The sequence below is a fragment of the Planctomycetia bacterium genome, from assembly GCA_034440135.1.
Lineage (GTDB): Bacteria > Planctomycetota > Planctomycetia > Pirellulales > JALHLM01 > JALHLM01.
In genome coordinates this window covers 1-22,207 of record JAWXBP010000485.1, presented here as the reverse complement: position 1 = coordinate 22,207, position 22,207 = coordinate 1, and the positions used below count along the sequence as shown (strand labels likewise).

The window sequence follows — 22,207 nt, the reverse complement described above, 5'->3', positions numbered from 1 at the left end:
GTTCCCACCCCTACTTTATTTCCACTCTCCTTTACTCCTCCTCCCCCACCATGTTCATCGCCCAAGTTACCGGCAGCGTGGTCGCGACGCAGAAATCGGCGTCGATGACGGGTCACAAGCTGTTGCTTGTCGAGCCGTATCGCGTCGACGCCGAGTCGCGCACCAAACTGGTCACGACGGGCCGCACGTTCGTCGCCGTCGACGCGCTCGGCGCCGGCACGGGCGAGTTCGTGCTGATCTGCCAAGGGTCGAGCGCCCGGCTGACGCCGGAAACGAAGAACCTCCCCGTCGACTGCGTGGTGATCGGCATCGTCGATTCCGCGCACGTCGGCCAGAAATGCGTGTACAGCAAAGACGGCGGATAAGTGATATCCGTCTGTAGCCGGCCTCTATGAGGCCGGTGGAGGGGACGTCGAAAACAAACCGAACGTAGTTCAAGCAATCATCGCCCGTGCGGCCGAGGTCACAGACCTCGGCTACATAAGAACTGAAACCACGAATACACGCTCCCATGCAAGCTAACGAAACACTGATTCGGAACGTCGTCGAGCAGGTCCTGGCCCGGTTGGGGACGACGGCGCACGTGGCGCCGAAAGGCCATACCGGTCGCCGCGGCATCTTCACTTGCCCGAACGAGGCGATCGAAGCTGCCAACGAGGCCTTCGAGCAACTTTCCACGCGCTCGATCGCCGATCGCAAGCGGATCATCGATCACATTCGCCGCATTTCCATCGAGCAATGCGTTGAGCTCGGCACGATGGAGATGCACGAGACGAAGATTGGCCGGCTGGTGCATAAGATCGAGAAGCTCAAGACGCTCGGCGAGCGCACGCCCGGCGTCGAGTTTCTGCGCAGCGAAGTCTTCAGCGGCGATCATGGACTGGCCGTCATCGAACACGCCCCGTTCGGCGTGATCGGCGCGATCACCCCGGTGACGCACTCGCTGCCGACCATCACGGGCAACGCGGTCAGCATGATCGCGGGCGGCAACACGCTGGTCGTGAACCCGCACCCGAGCGGCAAGAAAGTCGCCGTCGAAGGCGTGCGGCGATTCAATGAAGCGATTTTCCGCGATCTGGGCATCGACAACCTGATCTGCGTGATCGCCGAGCCGACACTGGAAAGCGCGAACGCGATCTTCAAAAGCCGCGGCATCGCCGTGATCTGCGTGACGGGCGGCCCGGCCGTCGCCCGCGCAGCCTTGAACTCCGGCAAGCGAGCCATTGTCGCAGGCCCCGGCAATCCGCCGGTCGTCGTGGACGAAACCGCCGATCTCGATCGCGCGGCCCGTTCGATCATTCAAGGCGCCTCATACGACAACAATCTACTGTGCATCGCGGAAAAGGAAGTCTTCGCCGTCAGTTCGATCTTCGACGCCTTGCTGCAGGCCATGGAACGAGCCGGCGCAGCGCGATTGAACTCGAACGAAGTCGACGCCCTGACCCGCGTGGCGATCACGACCACCGGCGAAGGCGAACACAAACACGACGTCCCGCACAAGGATTTCCTCGGCCAGGACGCAGCCGTGCTGGCTCGTGGGATCGGCAAATCGGTGTCCGAATCGACGGAGTTGCTGTTCGGGGAAACGAGCGAATCGAATCCGTTTGTGCCCGTGGAACAGATGATGCCGTTCGTGCCGTTCGTCCGTGTCCGCGACGTGGACGAAGCGATTGCGAAGGCCAAGTACTACGAACACGGCTTTCGCCACACGGCGATCATCCACAGCAAAAACGTCTCGAACATGACCAAGATGGGCCGCGCGATGGACACCACGCTGTTCGTCAAAAACGGCCCCTGCATGGCTTCGCTCGGCCTCGGCGGCGAAGGCTACTTGTCTTTCTCCATCGCCACGCCCACCGGCGAAGGAGTCACCACGCCACTGACGTTCACAAGAGAGCGCCGCTGCTCCATGATCGACGAGCTGCGCATCGTCGGGAAGTAGCAGCGCAGAGATACGTCACTGAAAACTGAACACTGAAAACTTCAAACTAAAAATGCAACTCGGCCGTGTCATCGGAACTGCCACCGCGACGGTCAAGCATCCAACCCTTTCGGGCTGGAAGCTGCTGGTCGTGCAGTTACTGATGGCGGACGGGAAATCGTCGGACGGCGAGCCGGTGCTGGCGATTGACAGCATGGGCGCCGGCGGCGGTGACAAAGTGATCCTCACCAGCGACGGCAAGGGGACGCGAGCATTGATGAAGAGCGACAACACGCCGGTGCGTTGGAGCGTGATGGGCATTGCGGACTGAGCAAGCAACGATGTGCAAGTTCCTGGAGTACGACGTCATTGAACTGACTTCATCACTATCGGGAGCGGACATTCCAATTGGCGCACACGGGACGGTACTGATAGTGCATCCGGGGAATCCTGCCGCATACGTCATTGAATTCGTCAGCGACGACGGCAGCACATTGGGGGTAGAAACGATTGACGAAGACAAACTGCGACTTGTGATTCGACCGGCTAATACTTGAAGTTCTAGGCTTGGTAGTAGGGACCATGAACCGTGGCCGAAGTGACAGCCGAACAGATCGAACGCCTGGTGCGCGAAGTGCTCGCGCAACTGGCGCCGGCTGCTGCGCTGCCATCCGCGGCTGCGCCACGGTCCACGATGGAGCTTTGGCTGGAACAGCCGGTCGTCTCGCTCAGAGACATCGAACGCCGGCTAAATGGCGTACAAGCGGTGGTCGTCTCGCCGCGCACGATCATCACGCCGGCCGCAATCGACTTTCTGCGCGAGCGGCGCATCGCAATTCGCCGCACAACGACGCAACCAATCAAGCCGGCCGCTACAGGTACGACGCTGTTGCTCGGCGTGGCGGAGACCAAGTTCGAACCGGCGATGTTGATCGATTATATCGCACGCCGGGGAGTAGGCATCGAGCAGATCGCCCGAACCGGATTGAAGACCGTGGTCGGGGAACTGGCGGACGAAGTTGCCAAGGGCGGCCGTCGCGCTTGGTTGTTGACCGAATCGACGCACCAGGCCGTCTGCCTCGCCAACCGGACACCCGGCGTCTGGGCAGCGCCGGCCAACCACCGCGGCGAACTACAATCCGCCCAGCAAGCGATCCCAGTCAACTTCCTGATCACGTCGCCCCAGCAGGTTAACTGGCTGCAACTCGCTCAACTCGCCCAAGATTTCGCCAACAGAACCAAATAACTCAGAATCATGCGTATCGCCCAAGTCATCGGCAACGTCACCCTCAGCCGCGTGCATCCGAGTTTGCACGGCGGACGATTCCGTTTGGCGACGCCATTGACGCTCGGCGACCTGCGCTCGCGCGAACCGTCGGAGAATGAAGCCATTGTGATCTACGACGAACTGAACGCCGGCAGCGGCCAATGGATCGCCGTCAGCGAAGGCGGCGAAGCGGCGCAGCCATTCTATCCCGAGGAAAAACCGCTGGACGCCTATAACGCTGCCATCATCGACCAACTGACGTTGGAATGACGAAGTTCTAAATCTGAATGTCGAATCAAATTCGAATGACTAAATGACGAATGGAAACATTCATCTACAGCGCCACGACATTTAGACATTCGAACATGCAGATTTGATTCGTCATTCAGATTTAGGAATTAGAAATTCAACAACACACTCCCGTACCTACCGCCAAACTCGTTATCCCATGAACGTCTTCCGTCTCAAACAAGACATCTGTGAAATCGGCCAGCGGATCTACAACCGTGGATTCGCCGCCGCCAATGACGGCAACATCTCGATTCGCATCAGCGATACCGAGGTGCTTTGCTCGCCGACCATGATTTCCAAGGGCTTTATGAAGCCCGAGGATATCTGCCTGATCGACATGGACGGTAAGCAACTCGCCGGGCATCGCAAGCGCTCTAGCGAAGCGCTCTTGCATCTGGCCATTATGAAGGCCCGGCCCGAAGTGAAAAGTGTGGTGCATTGCCATCCGCCCCATGCCACGGCGTTCGCCATTGCCCGGGAGCCGATCCCGCAATGCGTGCTGCCGGAAGTGGAAGTCTTCCTCGGCGACGTGCCGATCACGCAATACGAGACGCCTGGCTCGCAGTCTTTCGCCGACACGATTTTGCCGTTCGTCCACAAGTCCAACGTGATCATCCTCGCCAACCACGGCACGGTGAGCTTCGGCGAAACGGTCGAACGCGCGTACTGGTGGACCGAAATCCTCGACGCCTATTGCCGAATGTTGATGTTGGCCCGCGACCTGGGCCGCGTGCAGTATCTGGGGCACGAGAAGACCAAGGAACTGCTCGACCTCAAGACGAAGTGGGGCTTCACCGACGCACGCCTGCAGCCCGGCATGGAAAACTGCGACATCTGCGCCAACGACGTCTTCCGCGACAGCTGGGCGAAAGCCGGAGTCGAACGCAAAGCCTTCGACGCCCCGCCCCCAGCACCGACCGCGGCGCCCGCGACATCGAACGATCAAGAAGCCCTGATCCAAGCGATCACGGAACGCGTTTTAGCGGCGCTGCAATCCAAGTAACGCGAGCCGATCACAAATCGCCGCGCCCAAATACTGAAAACTGAACACTGAAAACTTCAAACTAATATGAAAGTCAGCATCATCGGCGGCGCCGGTCTCGTCGGCTCCTGCACCGGCTTTGCCTTGCAGACCGGTCAGGTCGTTCGCGAGATCGCCATGTTGGACGTCAACGCCGACGGCGCGGCCGGTCAGGCGCTCGATCTGTTGCACGGCGCCACCCTGATGGCCGACCAGGTCATCACCGGGGGCGGCTATGAGCACATCCCCACGAGCGACGTAATCTGCATCACCGCCGGCCTGCGCCGCAAGCCGGACGAGAGCCGGCTCGACTTGATCAATCGCAACGTCGATTTGTTCCTGGGCATTCTGGACGGCATCACCAAGGCCGGTTATCGCCAGGACGCCGTGGTGGTCGTCGTATCGAACCCCGTCGACGTGCTCACGTACCTCGCCGCCAAAAAGCTGAAGCTGCCCGCCAAGCAGGTCATCGGCCTCGGGACGCAGTTGGACACGATTCGCTTCCGCAGCTTGATCGCGCAGAAACTCGGCGCGGCGCCGACGCAGGTTTCCGCGCTGATCCTCGGCGAACACGGCGACAGCATGGTGCCGATCTGGTCGAGTGCCACCGTGGGCGGTCTGCCGATCGACAAGCAATCCGGCTGGAATCCGCACGTGGCGAACGAATTGTTCACCCGCACGAAAGGCTCTGGCGCGGAAGTCATCAAGCTCAAGGGCGGCGCCGGGTTCGCCGTCGGCCTGGCGATTCAGGAAGTCATCGAGTCGATCGCCCTCGACCGTCGCCGCGTCTTGCCCGTCTCCAGCGTGCAAAACGGCTGCTACGGCATCCGCGACGTCTCGATCAGCGTCCCGACAGTCGTCGGCCGCGCCGGTGTGCTTGCCACGCAGGAAATCGAACTCTGGCCCAAAGAAGTTCAAGCTCTGCGCCACAGCGCCACGGTGCTGCGAGAAACCGTCGACACGGTGATGAAGCGGGTGGGATCATAGTTTGAAGTTTTCAGTGTTCAGTTTTCAGTCTTTGTAGTTCCGAGTTCCTACTTCCGACGTTTCCCCATGCGTTCCCTCGACCGCAAACTTGCCGCGATTCACGCCGATCCCTCGGGTTGCCGTGAGTTCATCATTGCCGACGCCAAGGACGCCGACATGGCGTTTGGGATCGGCGCGCCGGGCAAATCGCCGGAAAGCCACGCGGGCGAGGTACGGTTGCGAACGTTGGCGGAGTATCGTGAGCAGATTCGCGAGATCACCCGACAAGGCCTCGTCGACATCATGCTGATGTCGGCCAGCACGAGCTATCAACTCACGATCCAGGAACGCCTCTTCGACGGCAGCCATGTCACGCCGGCCGCCCGGGCGAACGACACCAGCGACGTGTTCGTGGTCCGCGGCGCGAACTACCTGGAATCACCCGCGCAGCCGTTCTGTAGCGCGACGCTCGACCATATCCAATGCGGTCACGTGGATTGTGCGCCGGATGAGCGCGTCCGTGGGGCGAATCTCGGCCTCTATAGCGTCACGTTCACGAATCGCCTGGAAGACGACCTGCGCACGCTCGAAGCCTATCGTGCATTTCGCATCGAGGCCGAACGCGTCGGCTTCCGCCATTTTTTGGAAGTCTTCGATCCCAATGTGCCGGTCGGCATGGCGTCCGACGTGCTGCCGGGCTACATCAACGACTCGATCGCACGCACGCTTGCCGGCGTGGCTGGTCCAGGGCGACCGGTCTTCCTCAAGGTCGTCTACCACGGCCCCAAGGCGATGGAGGAATTGGTCGCCTATGACCCGCACCTCATCGTCGGCATCCTCGGCGGCGGCGCCGGCACGACGTACGACGCCTTTAAGCTCATCGCCGAAGCGCAAAAGTACGGCGCTCGCGTGGCGCTCTTCGGGCGGAAGATCAACAACGCCGAAAACCAACTGGCGTTCGTGAATTTCCTCCGACTGATCGTCGAACGCGAAATCACGCCGGAAGACGCCGTCCGCGCCTATCACGGCGTGTTGGAGAAACTGCGCATCAAGCCGCAGCGCTCGCTGGCGGACGATCTCGTGCTGCAAACCAACGTGATGAGCTACGGCGGCTCAAGCGTCAGCGTTCCGGTGGCGATTCCCGCGTCGAACACCACGCCATCGGCGCCGAACCAACTCGGCCCGATCACCGTCGGCGCACCGAAGAAGAAAGATTGCGGTTGCGGTTGCGGCGGCAAGTCCCCCACGAAGTGCGGCACCAAGCCCGAGTCGTCGAACGGAACGCCGAACTTCGAAAAGATGTCCGCCGCCGAAAAGCTGGCCTACAACCAAGCCAAACGCGACCGCATCTTCGGCAAGTAATGCTACCGTTCTTCGACGAGGACGCCAGGTCCGGAACTACTCCTCGCCGCATTCCGCCGCCAACTCAGCCACATACGCGAGCGCCTCGTCCACATCCGGGACGAGCACGCCGATCTGTCGTCCTTGTCGGTCGCACTTTCCGAGCATCAGTAGCTCCTCGAAATCCGGCGACGCCTGCAGGCGACGCAGCGACCGCACTCCCAGCGTCCCGCCGCGTAGCGCGTGGGCATCTGGGTGATGCTCGATGAACCAGGAAGTGCGTTCCGTGATTGTTCCGGATAGCGCTTCCAGCCCGGCGACGACATGATTTCCCGGCGAGATCGCCTTGCCCACGTCATGAAGCAAGGCGGCCAGGAGGAATTCCTCGTCGTAGGGAAGCTCTTCGCGCGCCAGGTCGAACACCTGCAGGCTGTGATAAAGCGCATCCCCCTCGGGGTGCGTCCGGCGGGATTGCTGCACCGGCTCGAGGGCTGTCAGCAGCAAACGATAGGTGCGAAAGCGATCGACCGAAGTCACAACCTCCGCGGCAGGTGCGTCTATTGGCGTGAGGCCCGGGACCAGCAGTTCCAGTTCCTCGCGTACCTCGCCGTCCGACGGCAAGTCCCGCGCGGCGATGCCGTCCGGGCAGAGAAGCCGCGCCGCCTGGTGTTTGGCCAACGCGTAATTCAAGTCCGGCGACGAGCGCATCCGCCGAGCGGCGTCGGTCGCAATCCGTAGCCTGATTCGCAGATTCACCGCATTTCTCATCAAGGGTGGCGTTCAAAGGCTCGCCAAGGCCGGAATCTTCATCCTAATTGGCCGTCGCACAATTGGCGAGGCATTCCGCCGCGCCGCGCGGTCCGATTGTGCCGAATCGTCCGCTTAGTAGTACGTACAAGTCATGCGACTTTCGTCAGGAATTCGCATTTTTGTAGACACTTTTCCCTAACGCGGATATATTCGGGAGCGGTGGATCGGGTTCGATGGCGGACCAGATTTCCCGCTTCACCGCAGCTTTTGAGTGGCATCCATGCGACGGTTGGAAGTGGCGTTTTTCGTTGCGGCATGGGTCGTTTGTACGACCTCGGCGCAAGGAGCGCGCGTGTTTCTTTCCCCGTCGCCGACCAACCCCTCGTGGCAATCGATCGGCCAGCAGACGTTTGTCTTGGGCGAAGCGGCGTCGCTCTACGTTTGGGTGATTCCCGACGTTGGCGAAACGCTGCACGGCATTTCCCTCAGTCTGGCCGCAAGCGCGCCAGGTGGGCTATTCGTCGTGTCCCATGAGATTCTGCAGCCGCCGCTGAGCGGAGATTCACTGCGTTGGGATGCATACACTGTGCAAAATCCCCAGACGCTGAATCCGCCGGCGCCCGTGGGGACGCCGGGGGGCGTGCTCAACCAGAGCCAGTACTTATTCCGCGACTGGAACGCGGCCGCACTGATCAATGACACGCCGATTCCTGGATTTACGCCCAGTTTGGGTCTAAGCGCGGAAAACGGCGGTCAGGATCCACTCTTTAATGGTGCCAGCGGCGCCTTCCTTCACTCTCAGTTGCAACTGAACGGAGTGGCCGTCGGCGAGTTCGGCCTTTCGCTCCAGGTCGGCAATCGAGGCGTATCCACCCATTTGCAGGGATACGACAACGTCCGGTTCGGCAATTCCGAGCTGCCGATTGATGGCGGCATGGCTGGGGCGACGGACGGCTCGATCCATGCGCTACTCCGGGTCGTGACCGTCCTCGGCGACACCGACGGCGACGGCGCCGTGGGCATCGCGGACCTCAATAACGTGCGGAACAATTTCGGCTCTTTGGGCCTGGGCGATACCGACGGCGATGGGCTGGTTCAGATTAGCGATCTGAACCACGTGCGAAACAATTTCGGGACCTCGGCGGAGATGCCCGCCGGGTCGGCCCGGTTGTTCGCGGTCCCCGAGCCGGGCGGCTTGCTGCTGGCAAGTCTTGGTAGCGCCGGGATTTTTTGTTTTTTTGGTTGGCGCGGCTCGATCACCTTGGTAGAATCTGACACGTGGAGTGGTCGCGCGGACTATGCACCTGTTTGCGTGAAGGAGGACCACCCGCTGATGAACTAATGGATTGTCGCATCCAGCTTCGGCTGACTCACTCTGTTGGACTGGGTAGAGAGAGAGACTGGTTCGTTGCAGCAACTGTGTGAACTGGGACATTTCTGGCACGTTTTTCTTGCTTACGGAAGGTGGAGAATGACTTCAAAGAAACTTTTGCTCGCGGGCTTGGTCGCAGCCCTCGGTCTGGCCGGCACCTCGCAGGCCGCCGTGATTCACGTCGCGCCGAAGTTGCGGGCGGTCCTCGCCAGTGACTTCACGCCGATTGACCCGGCCCCGGATGCGAGCGCCTTGCCGGCCCTCCCGGGCGGCAAGTACATCCTGCAGGTCGACTTTCTGATGAAGATTGACGGCTTGCAAGCTGGCCAGCTCGGCTTCGGCAACGCGGCCGTCAACATCAACGCGACCGGCATCGCTCAAGCTGCGGATTTCCCTGGCTGGCAAGCGGATGACTGGCGCGTCGACAAGAACGGCCCCGGCCCGGGCGGCGGCGTTAACAAGTGGCTCGGCAACCAAGACTCGGGTGCAAATTCGTCGGATCTGCAAAACATTCTGATCGAGAATGCCCCCAAGGACCTCGGTGCCGTGGGCGTTGATGCCCGGACGTCCCTGGGCATTGAGCCGTACGACAACAACAACCTGGATCCGTTGGATGCGCCGGTTACGCCGTGGAGCGACGGCGAATACTTCGGCACGGTGTTCTTCGAGATCAGTGGCGAAGCCGGAACGCAAGGTTCGGTTTCGGTCGTGGCGGCGGAAGGTAGCACCTATGACGCTCAAGGCCTCCTGAGTGCCGTTGGCGTGACGGGTGCGCCGGCTCAGAGCTTGGCCTTCGCGGTGCAAGCCGTGCCGGAGCCGTCGACGTTCGCCCTCTTGGGTCTTGGTGGCGCCTTGTTGGCCTTCGCCCGCAAGCGCCGCTAAGCGGTGCCGTTGTTGTCCTTCGCACAGAAATATCGCAGCAGGCCGCCGCAAGGCGGCCTGTTTTTTTTGCTAACTGTGTTAATTGCGAGTGCGCCTGCAGCGCTGCAACTGAACTAAAGCATCGCGCTATTGAAGATCGATTCCGGCGTGGATTGATGGACCGGGAGCGTGATCGTGAAGGTCGCGCCGTGGCCCGGCTCGCTCGTGGCGGAAATGCGGCCTTCGTGGCGTTCTACGATGCGACGGCAAATGGCCAGGCCGATGCCGGAGCCGGGGACGTCGTCGGCCGAATGCAATCGCTCGAACGGCTGAAAAATGCGCTCGCTGTAACGCACGTCGAAGCCCTGCCCGTTGTCGATGAAGCGGAGTTCGCAGTCCTCTCGTAAGCGCGGTCCGTCCACGCGTTGCGCTCGCACTTCCAAACGCGGGGGAATGCCAGGGCGACCGTACTTGAGCGAGTTGCCAAGCAGGTTTTGGAATAACTGCCGCATCTGGGCAGGATCGGCTTCCACGGTCGGCAGCACGTCGAGCGCCACTTCGGCCTTCAGCTCGTCGATCGTCACTTCGAGGTCGTCCAGCACGCCGTGCGCGATCTCGTTCAGATCAATCCACTCAAACGGGCGCCGGTCCATCGTGACGCGAGCCAAGGCGAGCAGGTCGTCGATCATCGTTTTCATGCGTAACGCGGCGGCCACCATCCGGTCGACGTAGTCCCGCGTGGCCTCGTCCATCGCTTCCGGACCGCGCGCGGCGGCGCGCTGCCCATAAGCGACAACTTTGCGCAACGGCTCCTGCAAATCGTGCGAGGCCACGTAAGCGAAGTGCTGCAGTTCCTGATTGGACCGCGCCAGCTCCAACGTCATGCGCCTCAACGATTGCTCCGCGAGCAACCGTTCGGTCTCATCCCAGAACAGACCCTGCACGCCGCAGACGCGGTGTCGGGCGTCGTAGACCGGCGACTTGATGACGTGCACGTAGCGCTTCTGTCCGCCACGAACCTGCTGCTCCTCGACTTCATCGCAGATCGCTTCCTCGCGGATCACCTGATCGTCGTCCGAGCGATACTTCTCGGCCAGATCGGTGCTGAATAGATCGAAGTCCGTGCGGCCAATCAGCTCTTGTTCGGCGCGTCCGATGTACTGACAGAACCGCTCGTTGACGAACGTCAATTCGCCAGCCAGGTTCTTGCGGAATAGCGCGACCGGCAACGTCTCGACCAATGAGGAATACAGCCGCTGCGAATCGCGTAACGCAATCTGGGCGCGCTTCGCGGCCGTGACGTCCATCGAGATGCCGAAAATCCCCACGTCGCCACTGATCGGATTGGTGACGGGAACCTTGAGCGACATGTACGTGTGCGGCCCGTCGTCGTGCGGCGCCACCTCTTCGAACTCGGTCGCTTGCCCGCTCTCCTGAACATACAGATCGTTCGAGCGAAACTTCGCGCCCAACTCGCCCGGAAAAATCTCCGCATCGGTGCGTCCGACCATGTCGTCGACACCGATGTGGAACAACTCGGAAAAAGTCCGGTTGACCAACACGTAACGCCCGTCGGCGTCCTTCATGTAGATCACCGCGGGCGTATTGTTGATGATCACTTCGAGCTGATGCTGCCGGCCGGTCAGCGCGGCGATTTCGCGCCGCTGTTCTTCAACCTGTCGCCGCAGTTGCTCGACCTCGTCCCGCACTTCGATTGCGGCCGCCCGCTGAGGCGGCTTCAGCTCACTGCCCCGGGGGGCCTCGTTTCCTTCGAGCGGGGGGGGCATCACCTTAATCCTATGCCGTAGCTGTCAGAATCGCAAATCGAATCCTGGTTGTCGCAGCAGCGCACCACCGTTAGCATCGCGAGAATCGGCCGGCACGCGTATTGCTGATTCCGTCATGGCTACGAAATCGGCTGCCATTTGGGCATTACCGCCACGCACTTTCTCAGGTCCGGTCTGCAAATGATGTTTTTCGACCCGATGTACATGCTCTTTTTGGCGCCGGCGGTCCTGTTGGCGATGTGGGCTCAATTCCGGATTAAGTCGACCTATGCGACCGCCAGCCAGGTCCCAGCTCGCATGTCCGGCTCTGCCGCCGCGCGGGAAATCCTCGACGCCGGAGGGCTCCAGGATGTGACAATCGAGATGATCCCCGGGCAGCTCTCGGATCACTATGACCCGCGCGCGAAAGTGCTGCGCCTCAGCCCAGAGGTCTATCAAGGTCGCAGCGCCGCGTCGGTCGGTATCGCCGCGCATGAGGCGGGGCATGCATTGCAAGACGCGCATGGCTACGCGCTGATGACGGTGCGCAATCTGGCGGTGCCGCTGGCGAACTTCGGCTCCGGCATCGGCATGATGATGCTGATGGCAGGCTTCATGCTGCACCTAACGACCATCGCCTGGCTGGGACTGGCGCTATTTGGCGGAACAGCGTTCTTTCAGATCGTCAACCTGCCCGTGGAATTCAACGCCAGCAGCCGCGCGAAGTATCAACTCGAAGCGCTCGGGATCGCCGGACCCGAGGAGATGCCGTACGTCCGCAAAGTGCTGAACGCGGCGGCGCTGACTTATGTCGCCGCAACATTGCAAGCGGTGATGCAAGTGTTGTACTTCGCGATGCGATTGATGGGCCAATCGAGCCGCGACGAACGATAAGCCTTCGGCGCAACGCTCACTTCTTGGCCAGTTGCGCGCGGATCGAAGCCTTGGCGGATTCCAGGGCCTGCGGAATCTTGTCCGGCTCCTTACCGCCAGCTTGGGCCATGTCGGACTTGCCGCCGCCACGTCCGCCGACCAGCTTCGCGGTTTCGCCGACCCAGTTGCCGGCGTGCAGCCCCAGTTCTTCCAACTCGCGCGAAATACCCGCCACCAGCGTGACCTTGCCATCCGCGCCGCTCGCCAAGAGCACGGCGATGGGCGACGCCTTGCGGCGGAGTTGGTCGATCAATTGGCGCATGACATTCACGTCTGCGCCAGGGGTTTCGGCCACGACGAAGCGCTGATTGGCGACGGTTTCCGCCCCCTCCAATAGCTTCTCGGGAGACACCTCGCCGGCAGTGCTGGCTGCGGCGAGCTGCTTCTTGAGCTCGCGCACTTCCTTCGCCAAGGTCGCCACGCGCGCGGGCACTTCGGATAAGGGCGCCTTGAGCGCAGCGGCAGTTTCCGCCAGAGCCTGCTCGGTTTGGCGAATGCGTTCCAGCGCGCCGAGTCCCGTCGCCGCAGTGATGCGGCGCGTGCCCGTGGCGACGCCTTCTTCGCTGAGAATCTTGAACAACCCGGTTTGTCCGGTGTTCGTCAGGTGCGTGCCGCCGCAAAGTTCCCGGCTGAATTCGCCCATGGTGACCATGCGGACCACGTCGGGGTATTTTTCGCCGAACAACATCATCGCGCCGGCCTTGCGAGCGTCGGCAATCGACGTCACCTGCCAGCTTACCGGCTCCGCGGCGATGATGCGCTCGTTCACTTCAGACTCGATCTTGGCGAGCGTCTCGCGATCGACCTGGCCGTTGTTGGTGAAGTCGAACCGCAGCCAATCGCGGTCCACCTTCGACCCGCGCTGTGTGGCGTGCGTGCCGACGTATTTCTGCAAGGCGTGATGCAGGATGTGAGTCGCGGAGTGCGCTCGCTTGATGCCCTGGCGCCGCGCGGCGTCGACCTTGGCTGTGACCGCCGCACCAAGTTTCAGACTCCCCTCTTTCAAGTGCCCGAAATGCAGCACGAAGTCGCCGTCGCGTTGCGTATCGATCACGTCGAAACGAAAGCCGTCGCCGGCCAATTCGCCGAAATCGCCGACCTGCCCGCCACTCTCGCCGTAGAACGGCGATTGATCCAGCACCACGGTCACGGGCTGCTCGTGGCCGACCTCAGTGAGCGTCTCGCAGAGTTTATCTTGAGCAATGATGCCCTTGATGACGGCCGGCGATTCGGTCGTTTCGTAGCCGAGGAACTTGGTGCCGTGCATCACCTTCTTGAGCGCGTCCAACGGGCCGCTCTTGAACAACTCCACGCGCTGCCCGCCGCCGGACTTCACGCCGTGGTCGTCCATGCTGGCGCGGAAGCCGTTCCAATCGAAGCTGAAGTTCCGCTCCGCCGCCATCGTTTCGAACAACTCCGGCGGGAAGCCGAAGGTTTGATACATATCGAACGCCTCGGCGCCCGGCACCATCACGACGCCGCGCGATTCCATATCGTGAAACACGCGCTCGATCCGCGCCAACCCGCCGTCGATCTTGGAGAAGAAGTCGTCTTCCTCGCCGCGAATCACTTGCGCCACGCGCTCAACGCTCTCGGTCAACTCCGGATAGGGCTGCTTCATCATTTCCGCGACGATGCCCACCAATTGATGCAGGAACGGCTCGCGGACGCCCATCTGCCGTCCATCCAGTACCGCGCGGCGCAGCAGCCGGCGAATCACATATTCCTGCTTGCGGGGGCCAGGATAAACGTTCTCATGGACCGCGAATGCGCAGGCCCGTACATGATCGGCGATGCGCCGCAGTCGGCGACCGACGTCCTCCCCCGCCACGTACTTTTGTCCGCAGACCTCGGCGGCGGCGTTTACGATCGGCCGCAGCGAGTCAATGTGGTAGTTCGTATCGACGCCCTGCAGCACGGCCGCGCAGCGTTCCAGTCCCATGCCGGTGTCGATGTTCTTGCTCGGCAGCGGCCGCAGGTTGTTCGGCGGGTCGCCGACACGATTGAACTGCGTGAACACCAGGTTCCAGATCTCAACTTCGCTCCCCTTGTCGGGATGAAAGTAGATCTCGCTGCACGGCCCGCAGACGCCGTCCGGGCCGTTGGTCGGCGCGCCGGCTGGCCAGAAATTATCGTCCTCGCCCATCCGCGCGATGCGGTCCGGCGCCAGCCCGATGTCCTTTTGCCAGATGCCGGCCGCTTCGTCGTCGTCCAGATAGACGGTCACGGTCAGCCGCTTGGGATCGATCCCGAGCCACTTCTTGTGGGTCAGGAATTCCCAAGCCCAGGCGATGGCTTCGCGCTTGAAGTAGTCGCCGAAGCTGAAATTGCCCAGCATCTCAAAAAACGTGTGGTGGTAGGCGGTTCGCCCGACGTTGTCGATGTCCCCGGTACGGAGGCACTTCTGGCAGCTCGTCGCCCGGGTGTATTCGAGCTTGCACTTACCGAGAAAGTGGTCCTTGAACTGGTTCATGCCGGCTGGCGTGAACAGTACGCTGGGGTCCCAACGGGGAACCAGCACGTCGCTCGGGCGGCGCGTGCAGCCCTTGCCGGCAAAGAACTCCAGGTACTTCTCGCGCAGTTCGTCGGTTTTCATCGCAGTCCGCTTTCGCATCCGCCGTGAGCCATTCGTCCGGCGACCGTGCCGGGCCGAAATTCAAGCCAGTAATCATACCCCACGGGGGAAAAACGGCGTAGGGCGGCTGATGCGAGCGTTTTTTGGTGGATGCACCACTGAGTCACGGAGGCACGGAGGAAAAAATCAATTGAACCGCAGAGGCGCTGAGACGCGGAGATCGAGTTGAAGAGGATATTGAGAGGCGAGAAATGGGGATCAAAACACTGAACACTGAACGCTTCAAACTCCCTCTCCGTGTCCTCCGTGCTCTCTGTGGTGAAACCCGGAAAAAGCGCGGTTATTTGATGAGCCGGGCGTTCAGCCAGTCGGCGCGATCGAGTTGGTCGCCGCGGTCCGCGTGGTCGACGACGAGGCTCAGCCGCTGGGCGCCAGAGACATCGACGCTGATGGGCAGCGGCACGTCGCCACCGCGGACGATGGGGCTGCGGTAGCGTTCCTCCGCGTCGGCGAAGACGCGCACCACGACGCTGCCTTGGCCCAGGGCTTCGTCGTCGATCGCCAATTCCGCCTCGAAACGGGAGTATTCGCGGTTCAGCGCGAAGGTCAGCCGCGATGCGCTGTGCATGCCGACGCCTTTGACGTACGGCCGTCCGCCAGCTCGCAAGCGGGCGCCGCTGACCGTGCGATCCAACTGGTACGGCCACTCGCGAGTGAGATAAGGAACGTGCCGGTACGGCTCGGGTGACAAGTCCGATAGATATTTCACCTTACCGCCCAGCGGCTGAACGAATCGCACGGCTTGCGGAACGGTCGATTTCCAGGGGCGCCCGCCGGGCCGCGTCAGCGCGAGTTCGACACCATCGAGGGTCCACGTTTCCGTTTGCATCAGGCTGCCATCACTGAGTCCGATCCACGCACCTTTCGTTGCCGCGCGTAAATTCGCGCGCAGCGCCGGATTGAAGACGATCGCCGCAACACTCTCGACTGGCACGTCGATCACTTGCTTCGCGTTTACGCCGAGCGTGGATTCCAGTTGGATTTTTTCGCCGTTGCCGCTGACCAACAGCCCGGTCAGTTCGTCGCCATTTTCCAGCACGAGGCGATCCGTGTCTCGGCTGAGTTCCAGCAACCGCCGTAGCATCGCGTCGCGCCGCCAGGGATCGGTAGGCGAGCGCAAGACCACGACCGCGAGTTGCGTCAGCGGCAATTCCAAACCACCGAAAAGGTTTGAATCGACGGCGAGCCGGTCCTCACTTAAGCCGGCATAGCCAGCAACCAGCACGCCGCCGTCCGCCAAGAGCACCTGACTCCCTTCCGCCTCGACCGGCGCGCCCCAGGAGATGACGTCGCTCGCCACCACGGTTTTCGCACCGTCTTGGTAGTCGAATTGAAGCGCGCCGTCAGGTTTCGCGGAAATCAGCGACGCCTCGCGCGCCGGCGACTCGAGCGTCTGAAGCTGCGCCGATTGTGCGGCGGCAAAAGCAGGTTGAGCGAGAAGAAGCAACACCAACCCGAAGCGCCAGCGAGGAGGGGATGACGTTGATATCAGCGCAACGTCCCGCGCTGAAGCGACGCCCACGCCCCCTTGCCGGCGCTTCGGGCTGGTGTCGGGGAACGTCGACATAAGGTTCATCGTTGAAAAATCGGCAGGAAATTGTTCGGAAGTTGCAGGATGATCGTCGCCATTGACGTGCCGTACTCGGCGCAGATGGCGTCGGCCCAGGCGCCGGATTCTTGTTGCCGAATGAGCAATTCGTCGCGAATCGCGGGAAACCATTTGGCCCAGAAATCGCCGCCGGCATGCCACATCGCCTGCACGGCGTAGTAGTGGCCATAGAAATAGTGGCTCTCGCGACTCGCGGCGCCCCCGCGCGGCAGATTGTCCATGATGTAGGCGAGGCCGCGGTCGATCTCCGGCCCCTCGTAAACGCCGGCGCTATATAAAGCGACGACGCCCGCGGCGGAACGGGGAAAAGCGCTCGTACCGCCTTGGATCATGTACATAAAGCCGCCGTCGCCGTTCTGACTGCGGCGCACGTAGTTGATGCAGGCGTCGATCGTCTCGGTCGGCACATGCAAGCCCGCGTTGCGCGCAGCGCGGAGCGCCATGATCTGGCAGACGGTCACCGAGATATCGGCTTCGTTCGGCTGCGGCTGGTAGCGCCAACCGCCATCCTTGTTTTGCGTACGGACGATCAGCGACACCGCCTTTGACAGTTTCTCGCGCAGGTCCGGTTGCATCGTGACGCCGTACACTTCCGCCAGGAACATCGTCGCGAAGCCGTGGCCGTACATCGGGCCGTGACTCGCGGAACCGGAAACGGTGATGAACCCGTCGTCGGACGTGTTTGCCAGGAGAAAATCGACGCAGCGATTTACCTGCAAGGCGTAGGGCCCTCCTAGCGGCGTACTCCCTCCGGACATGAATGCCAGGCCGGCCAGCCCGCAAACCGCGGTGTTGCGGGCATAGCCTCCGGAACCAAGCGAGCCGTCGTCGCGCTGCCGTTCAGCGAGAAACGCCAATCCCCGGGCAATCGACGCCTCGGCCTCCGGCGTAATGAGCGTGACGCCGGAACGCTCAGGATTGCGTTCGTTCGCTTCCTCCGCCCATGAAACGCGCCGCCAGGGAAGCAAGCCCGTGACAGCGGCGCAAAGCAGCCGGCGGCGAGACAACTCACGCATGGGCATGCTCACGAGCAACGAGGCAGGTGTCCATCATTCGGACTCGTCCGTCTCGGCCAATCGTTCGAAGTAGGCCTCGATCTCCCGCTCATACTTCGGCAAAAAGCGCTCTGCTGGATTTTGCAGCATCCGGTCGCGCAGCCGCTCCGGCAAATGTCCCCATACTTTTTTGAGCAGATCCTGCGGGTTCGCCATTTCTGGCTTTGCGTTCTCGCCGGGGCGCATCTTGTCGGTCGAATCCGCCGCGGCCTGGGCGCCGGCCTCGCCAGGCTTCTGTGATGATCCTGGTTTTCTCGCAGCTCTTGATTGGTTGGAACCACTCGGCTTCTGGCCGCTTCCTTGGCATTGTTTTTGTTGTTGAGCGATCATCTGATCGAGATTGATGATGATCTCCTCTTGCGCCGTTTGCGTGGGCGAGCCGAGCTGCGCGGCGCGAAGCCAGTCGCCCACGGTGCGCATCTGCTCGGCCAGTCGGAGCAAGGGATCTTCCACTGCGCCCAAATCTTCGCCGGCCGTTTGCTCCAGCGTGGGTTCGGGTGCAAGACCTTCGAGCAATTCCGCGTCGAGCGGATCGTCGCTCGTCTCGGACTGAGCGAACACTGGCATCGCCCATGCGGCCGTGGCGATGAAACCGAGGATGAGTAAGCGGATGTTCAAAATTGATTCCTTCATTCCGACTCCTCCGGTTCCGGAGGCAGAACTGCGCCTTCGGACTCCGGTTCCTCCGACGTTGCTTGCATCTGGCGGAGCATGTCGGCCAGCCCAGCTTGTTCGGCGGAAAGTTGTTCCAGTTCCAGCTGCTCCTCCGCGGTCAGGTTTCCTTGGCGGCGGAGGCGTTCCTCCAGTGCCTTCGTACTATCGTACACCTCGACTTGCAACAGCTTCAACATCTTCAGCTCCGCCAAGCGCTGTAATTCTCGCGGCGGAGCCCCGGAATCCCCCGGCTCCCCCTCCGGTGAAGCAGAGTTGTCGGCGGGGTTTGGCTCGTCGTTTGGCGGCGTTTGGTCCTGTTTCAGGGCTTCGCGTAACTGGGTAATCCGGGCGAGCGCCCGGCGTTCGGCCTGTTGCGTCGCGTCGCCGGCGTCTTGTTCCGAGAGTCGCGAGGAGGCCGACTGCATCGATTCCACGGCACGCTGCAACGCGTGTTGGAACACCGGCGCAGCAGCCAAGCCTTCGGCAGCCGTGCCGGTCGTGGCGCCAAGTTCTTGTTGCGACTGCGAGACCGCCCGCAGTTCCGTCAATTCCGCCCGCGACCATGCGCCGGACTCCCGACGTTGCTTCTCAAGTTGCTCCGTCGACGTCAAGACTTGCTGTTGGCGATCCGCCAGCAACTGCAGCGATTCCTGTAGTTGCTGAAGCGTTTGTTCGGCCATGCGCTGCTCGGCCTGTTGTCGCGCGTCCGCGACGGCGCGTTGCGCTGCTTCCAGTTCGCGTTGGGCCTGCTCGGCTTGTTCCGCAGCGTTCGGAGCCGATTGGGCGTCAGCCTCGGCCGTGGCGCTTTGCATACTTGCCGTCGCTGCCTCTACACTTTGGGCCCCGTCCGTCGCCTGCAATCGTTCCAACTCGCGCGCTTGACGTTGCGCTTGTGCGATCAAATCTCGTTGTTCGGCGGAGAGTTGTTCCAGAGTCTCGCGCTGCGCTTCGTCGCCCTGTTCCGCCGCGGCCGCAAGCTTTTCTCCGATTGCCGACTGCGCGTCGCGCAGCTTGTTCAACTCCGCCTCCGCATTGCGCAACTTCTCGACAAGCTTCGACAGCTCCTGTTCGCGGCGATTGGTGAGGGCGTTCAATAGCGAATCGATCGCCGCCACGGCGCGTTCTTGAAGTTCCGCCGCCTGGCCGATTTGGTTTTCGGCCACACCTTGCCCGGCAGAGCGCATCGCACCTGCAACGGCGGCGCGGCGTGCGCTGGCCAGGGCGTCGTGGATCGTTTGCGCCGCCGAGGGATCGGCCGATTCCAAATCGGCCGCCGCTTGCCTCAGGGCCTGCATCGCGTTATCCAATCGCCGCGCCAATTCTCCTTGGGCGAGCGACAATCGCTCTAACTCCGCGCGTTCCTGCGGAGCCAGGTCGCGCAAGCTGCGCGCCAAAGTCTGGCGGCCGATTTCCAACGTTTGACTGGCGAGCGCCGCCTGATCTTGCTTCAACTGGGCCAGTTCGCGCAATTGCCGGCGCAGGGCGTCCCAGCGTGTCAGTCGCGCGAGCAGAGACTCCAGTTCCGTGATGACCTGCCGCTGTGCCGCGTCGATCTGCGTCACGTCCGCGATCAACGTCTCGGGAACCGCCACTGTCGCATCGGCCGTCGCATTGTCGCGAGCCTGCTGCGCCCGCTTGACGCTGGAAGTAAACGCGCGTTCCAGGTTCGTCAACGGCCCATCGCCAAGTTGTTTCAGCGTGTCTCGGATGTCGATCAGTTGCCGCCAGGAATCGGGATGGTCGAGCCGATTTATCTCCAAATCCGCAATCGCCGCCGCGACCTGCGCCGGCACGCCTTCGCGCGCGTCGGTCAGTCCTCGCGTCACCTGGCGTTGCAGCAATTCGCTCTCCGCGAGCCGCTCGATATTCGACGATTGCAACTCCTCAACGTGCCTCCACTCGATTTGCACGCCTTCAATCTGTGCATGGGCTTCATGCTGCAATCGCAGCAATCGAGCGAGTTCATTGAGCACGAGCGTCTGGCGTTCCGCCAATCGATCCAGCAACTCCTCGGGCGTGATGATCGACAACCGGCGTTCGGTGCTGGTCCCTTCCTGCGGCAAATAATCGCTGGCGAACGCGATCAAGTTAATATGCGTTCCCGGCGTAAGCGCCAGCGGACCAAGATCCCAGTCGTGAGTGACGCGACGATCATCGCTTTTTGGTAGGCCATTGCTCCGTGGCGCAGCGAAATCCGCCGGACCATTGAGGATGGGGATGGGTGGTTGCTCTACGTCCGTTTGGTCCGTGCGCGAGTAGCGCAGTCCGATCTCATGAATCGCCAGATCATCGGCCACGGCGACTTCGACGGGCACGACCGCGGCGGGTGTGACGAAGATATTGGCTGGCGGCCGCGTGGTTGTGACGCGCGGCGGAGCGTCGACCAAGGCTCGCACTTCGTAGCGTTCTTGCGCGCCGCCGCGAATGCCATCGGTGGATTCAAGTTCCACCCAGTAGGCGTCCGTGTTCACTACGACAAACGGTTGCTCCGCGTCGCTGGCCAAATGAAACGTGCGCCGATCCTTGCTCAACGTCGCGGGCAGCCGGGCGCCACTCTCCAAGCAGATTGTCGCGGCGTTCAAGGGCAGGTCCGCGGCACCGCGTAGTTCGACTCGCGTGCCGCGCCACGACCGAACGAGCGGTGGCGAGTCCTCGGCCAGCCAGCCCAAGTATTTCGGAAAATGCAGCGTGGCCTGCAACTGCGCCACCTTCGGCGGCGCTAGCACTTTTACTTCCGTCCAAGGAAACGTGCGGTCGTCGCCGCCGACAATCCGATAGGCGAATGGCTGTTCGACTTGCTCGCGCCGCGCGACCGTCGATTTGTCCACCAGTTGGAGCGGCGAGCTGCTCACCGTACCAACGTCGCTGGCGCGAAACTCGACCCGCGTATCGTCCGGCAATGGCGCCTGATACCGATCAACCACTTCGACTTCAAACGTATCGCCGAGCGCGACGCGATCGACCGCCTTCCGCACCGCAAGATGATTGGTGCGCGGCCATTCCACGGAATTCCACGGCAACAAAAGTCGCTGGAGCGCCAGCATGGTTGTCGCGGGACGACCCTGCCGCAAATGGATGGCAAAATCCGTCGCCACCAGCGCGCCCAGCAAGGCAACCACACTGCCGCACAGCCAAGCCGCGCGCCGGGAAGGTCGCCTGTCGATAACCGCCGCGTAGTCGACTCCTTCGCTCAAGGCCTGAGCGTCGATGACGACGCCACGCCGCAGCGCGGCGGACCCGGCCAGTTCGTCATCGAGCGGCTGTCCGAGGAATTCAATCGCACTCGCGAGTCGATGCTTCAACTCGGGGAAGTAATCTTCCACCCGCAACGCAACCTGGAGCGCGGAGATGTTCGCCCAGAGCGAGGGCATAAGCAAGCGACCGATCAGCCAGCCGACGGATACCCAGGAAGCGCCGGCCAAGATCACGCGCAGGCCACGGTCCTCGAAACGAAACAATGCGTCAATACTTAAGGCCGCCGCCACGACGAGCAGCGTCGCGGCTAGCCACTGGAGCGCCGCGCCGCGACGCAGCAACCGCAGCGCCTCGCGGCGCACGGCCTCGACCCGTTGTTCAAGCGGATGCCCCATCGAAACGCGACCTTGGACGCCGTGTCATTCCACTGGCCCGTAGCGCCAGCGAGGGAGAGAGGGCGCGGCATACCAATCGAGCTCAAACTCTCAGTTGCTTGGTCAAAGGGCAACTGAGAGCTTCATCTCGATTGATCACCAACGTCAACTCTCCCTCGCTGGCGCTACGGGCTAG

Annotated in this window: 18 protein-coding genes; 11 read left to right on the top strand and 7 right to left on the bottom strand. The window is 62.0% G+C overall.

The window, feature by feature from the left end; all coding sequences use genetic code 11:
- Positions 1-50 precede the first annotated feature (50 nt).
- The 8 genes from SGJ19_27675 to SGJ19_27640 all read left to right on the top strand — a co-directional run bounded on the left by SGJ19_27675 (position 51) and on the right by SGJ19_27640 (position 6,828).
- Positions 51-365 carry a EutN/CcmL family microcompartment protein gene (locus SGJ19_27675; GenBank protein MDZ4784046.1) on the top strand — a complete coding sequence of 105 codons (315 nt, stop codon included), beginning with the start codon at positions 51-53 and terminating at the stop codon, positions 363-365.
- Between the two features lie 146 nt (positions 366-511).
- Entirely contained in the window at positions 512-1,942 is a 1,431-nt protein-coding gene (locus SGJ19_27670) for an aldehyde dehydrogenase family protein (protein MDZ4784045.1), read from the top strand.
- Positions 1,943-1,994: 52 nt separating this feature from the next.
- Entirely contained in the window at positions 1,995-2,252 is a 258-nt protein-coding gene (locus tag SGJ19_27665) for a EutN/CcmL family microcompartment protein (GenBank protein MDZ4784044.1), read from the top strand.
- A gap of 258 nt (positions 2,253-2,510) precedes the next feature.
- Positions 2,511-3,167, top strand: coding sequence for a hypothetical protein (locus SGJ19_27660; GenBank protein MDZ4784043.1), 657 nt, complete (start codon positions 2,511-2,513; stop codon positions 3,165-3,167).
- A gap of 9 nt (positions 3,168-3,176) precedes the next feature.
- Entirely contained in the window at positions 3,177-3,458 is a 282-nt protein-coding gene (locus tag SGJ19_27655) for a EutN/CcmL family microcompartment protein (GenBank protein ID MDZ4784042.1), read from the top strand.
- A 178-nt stretch (positions 3,459-3,636) separates the two neighbouring features.
- The gene (locus SGJ19_27650) at positions 3,637-4,482 is read left to right on the top strand and encodes a class II aldolase/adducin family protein (GenBank protein ID MDZ4784041.1); all 846 of its coding nucleotides are present in this window, start codon (positions 3,637-3,639) and stop codon (positions 4,480-4,482) included.
- A gap of 66 nt (positions 4,483-4,548) precedes the next feature.
- Complete coding sequence (locus tag SGJ19_27645; protein ID MDZ4784040.1) at positions 4,549-5,487, top strand: lactate/malate dehydrogenase family protein; 939 nt, start codon at positions 4,549-4,551, stop codon at positions 5,485-5,487.
- A gap of 66 nt (positions 5,488-5,553) precedes the next feature.
- The gene (locus SGJ19_27640) at positions 5,554-6,828 is read left to right on the top strand and encodes a hypothetical protein (GenBank protein ID MDZ4784039.1); all 1,275 of its coding nucleotides are present in this window, start codon (positions 5,554-5,556) and stop codon (positions 6,826-6,828) included.
- Positions 6,829-6,864: 36 nt separating this feature from the next.
- Here the strand turns inward: SGJ19_27640 and SGJ19_27635 are convergent, their stop codons facing one another.
- On the bottom strand, positions 6,865-7,563 hold the full coding sequence (locus tag SGJ19_27635; GenBank protein ID MDZ4784038.1) for an HD domain-containing protein: 699 nt from the start codon (positions 7,561-7,563) through the stop codon (positions 6,865-6,867).
- Positions 7,564-7,837: 274 nt separating this feature from the next.
- Between SGJ19_27635 and SGJ19_27630 the strand changes: the two genes are divergently transcribed.
- Together SGJ19_27630 and SGJ19_27625 are read left to right on the top strand one after the other, a co-directional pair.
- On the top strand, positions 7,838-8,899 hold the full coding sequence (locus SGJ19_27630) for a hypothetical protein (GenBank protein ID MDZ4784037.1): 1,062 nt from the start codon (positions 7,838-7,840) through the stop codon (positions 8,897-8,899).
- A 129-nt stretch (positions 8,900-9,028) separates the two neighbouring features.
- The gene (locus SGJ19_27625) at positions 9,029-9,811 is read left to right on the top strand and encodes a PEP-CTERM sorting domain-containing protein (GenBank protein ID MDZ4784036.1); all 783 of its coding nucleotides are present in this window, start codon (positions 9,029-9,031) and stop codon (positions 9,809-9,811) included.
- Positions 9,812-9,924: 113 nt separating this feature from the next.
- Here SGJ19_27625 and SGJ19_27620 read toward each other — a convergent pair whose 3' ends face one another.
- Positions 9,925-11,577 (bottom strand): PAS domain-containing protein, encoded by a 1,653-nt coding sequence (locus SGJ19_27620; GenBank protein ID MDZ4784035.1) that lies wholly within the window; start codon positions 11,575-11,577, stop codon positions 9,925-9,927.
- Positions 11,578-11,757: 180 nt separating this feature from the next.
- Here SGJ19_27620 and SGJ19_27615 point away from each other — a divergent pair, with 180 nt between their 5' ends.
- Positions 11,758-12,450, top strand: coding sequence for a zinc metallopeptidase (locus tag SGJ19_27615; protein MDZ4784034.1), 693 nt, complete (start codon positions 11,758-11,760; stop codon positions 12,448-12,450).
- 16 nt (positions 12,451-12,466) lie between these two features.
- Here SGJ19_27615 and alaS read toward each other — a convergent pair whose 3' ends face one another.
- The 5 genes from alaS to SGJ19_27590 form a co-directional block, all read right to left on the bottom strand.
- Positions 12,467-15,085: an alanine--tRNA ligase gene (gene alaS, locus SGJ19_27610; protein ID MDZ4784033.1), complete on the bottom strand. Its 2,619-nt coding sequence runs from the start codon at positions 15,083-15,085 to the stop codon at positions 12,467-12,469.
- A 319-nt stretch (positions 15,086-15,404) separates the two neighbouring features.
- Positions 15,405-16,691: an NPCBM/NEW2 domain-containing protein gene (locus SGJ19_27605; protein ID MDZ4784032.1), complete on the bottom strand. Its 1,287-nt coding sequence runs from the start codon at positions 16,689-16,691 to the stop codon at positions 15,405-15,407.
- A gap of 5 nt (positions 16,692-16,696) precedes the next feature.
- Positions 16,697-17,749, bottom strand: a complete 1,053-nt coding sequence (locus tag SGJ19_27600; GenBank protein ID MDZ4784031.1) for a prenyltransferase/squalene oxidase repeat-containing protein — start codon at positions 17,747-17,749, stop codon at positions 16,697-16,699.
- Positions 17,750-17,782: 33 nt separating this feature from the next.
- A complete protein-coding gene (locus SGJ19_27595; GenBank protein ID MDZ4784030.1) occupies positions 17,783-18,421 on the bottom strand; it encodes a hypothetical protein in 639 nt (212 codons plus the stop codon).
- Complete coding sequence (locus SGJ19_27590; GenBank protein ID MDZ4784029.1) at positions 18,418-22,032, bottom strand: hypothetical protein; 3,615 nt, start codon at positions 22,030-22,032, stop codon at positions 18,418-18,420. The genes SGJ19_27595 and SGJ19_27590 overlap by 4 nt, the downstream gene beginning before the upstream one ends.
- Positions 22,033-22,207: the final 175 nt, after the last annotated feature.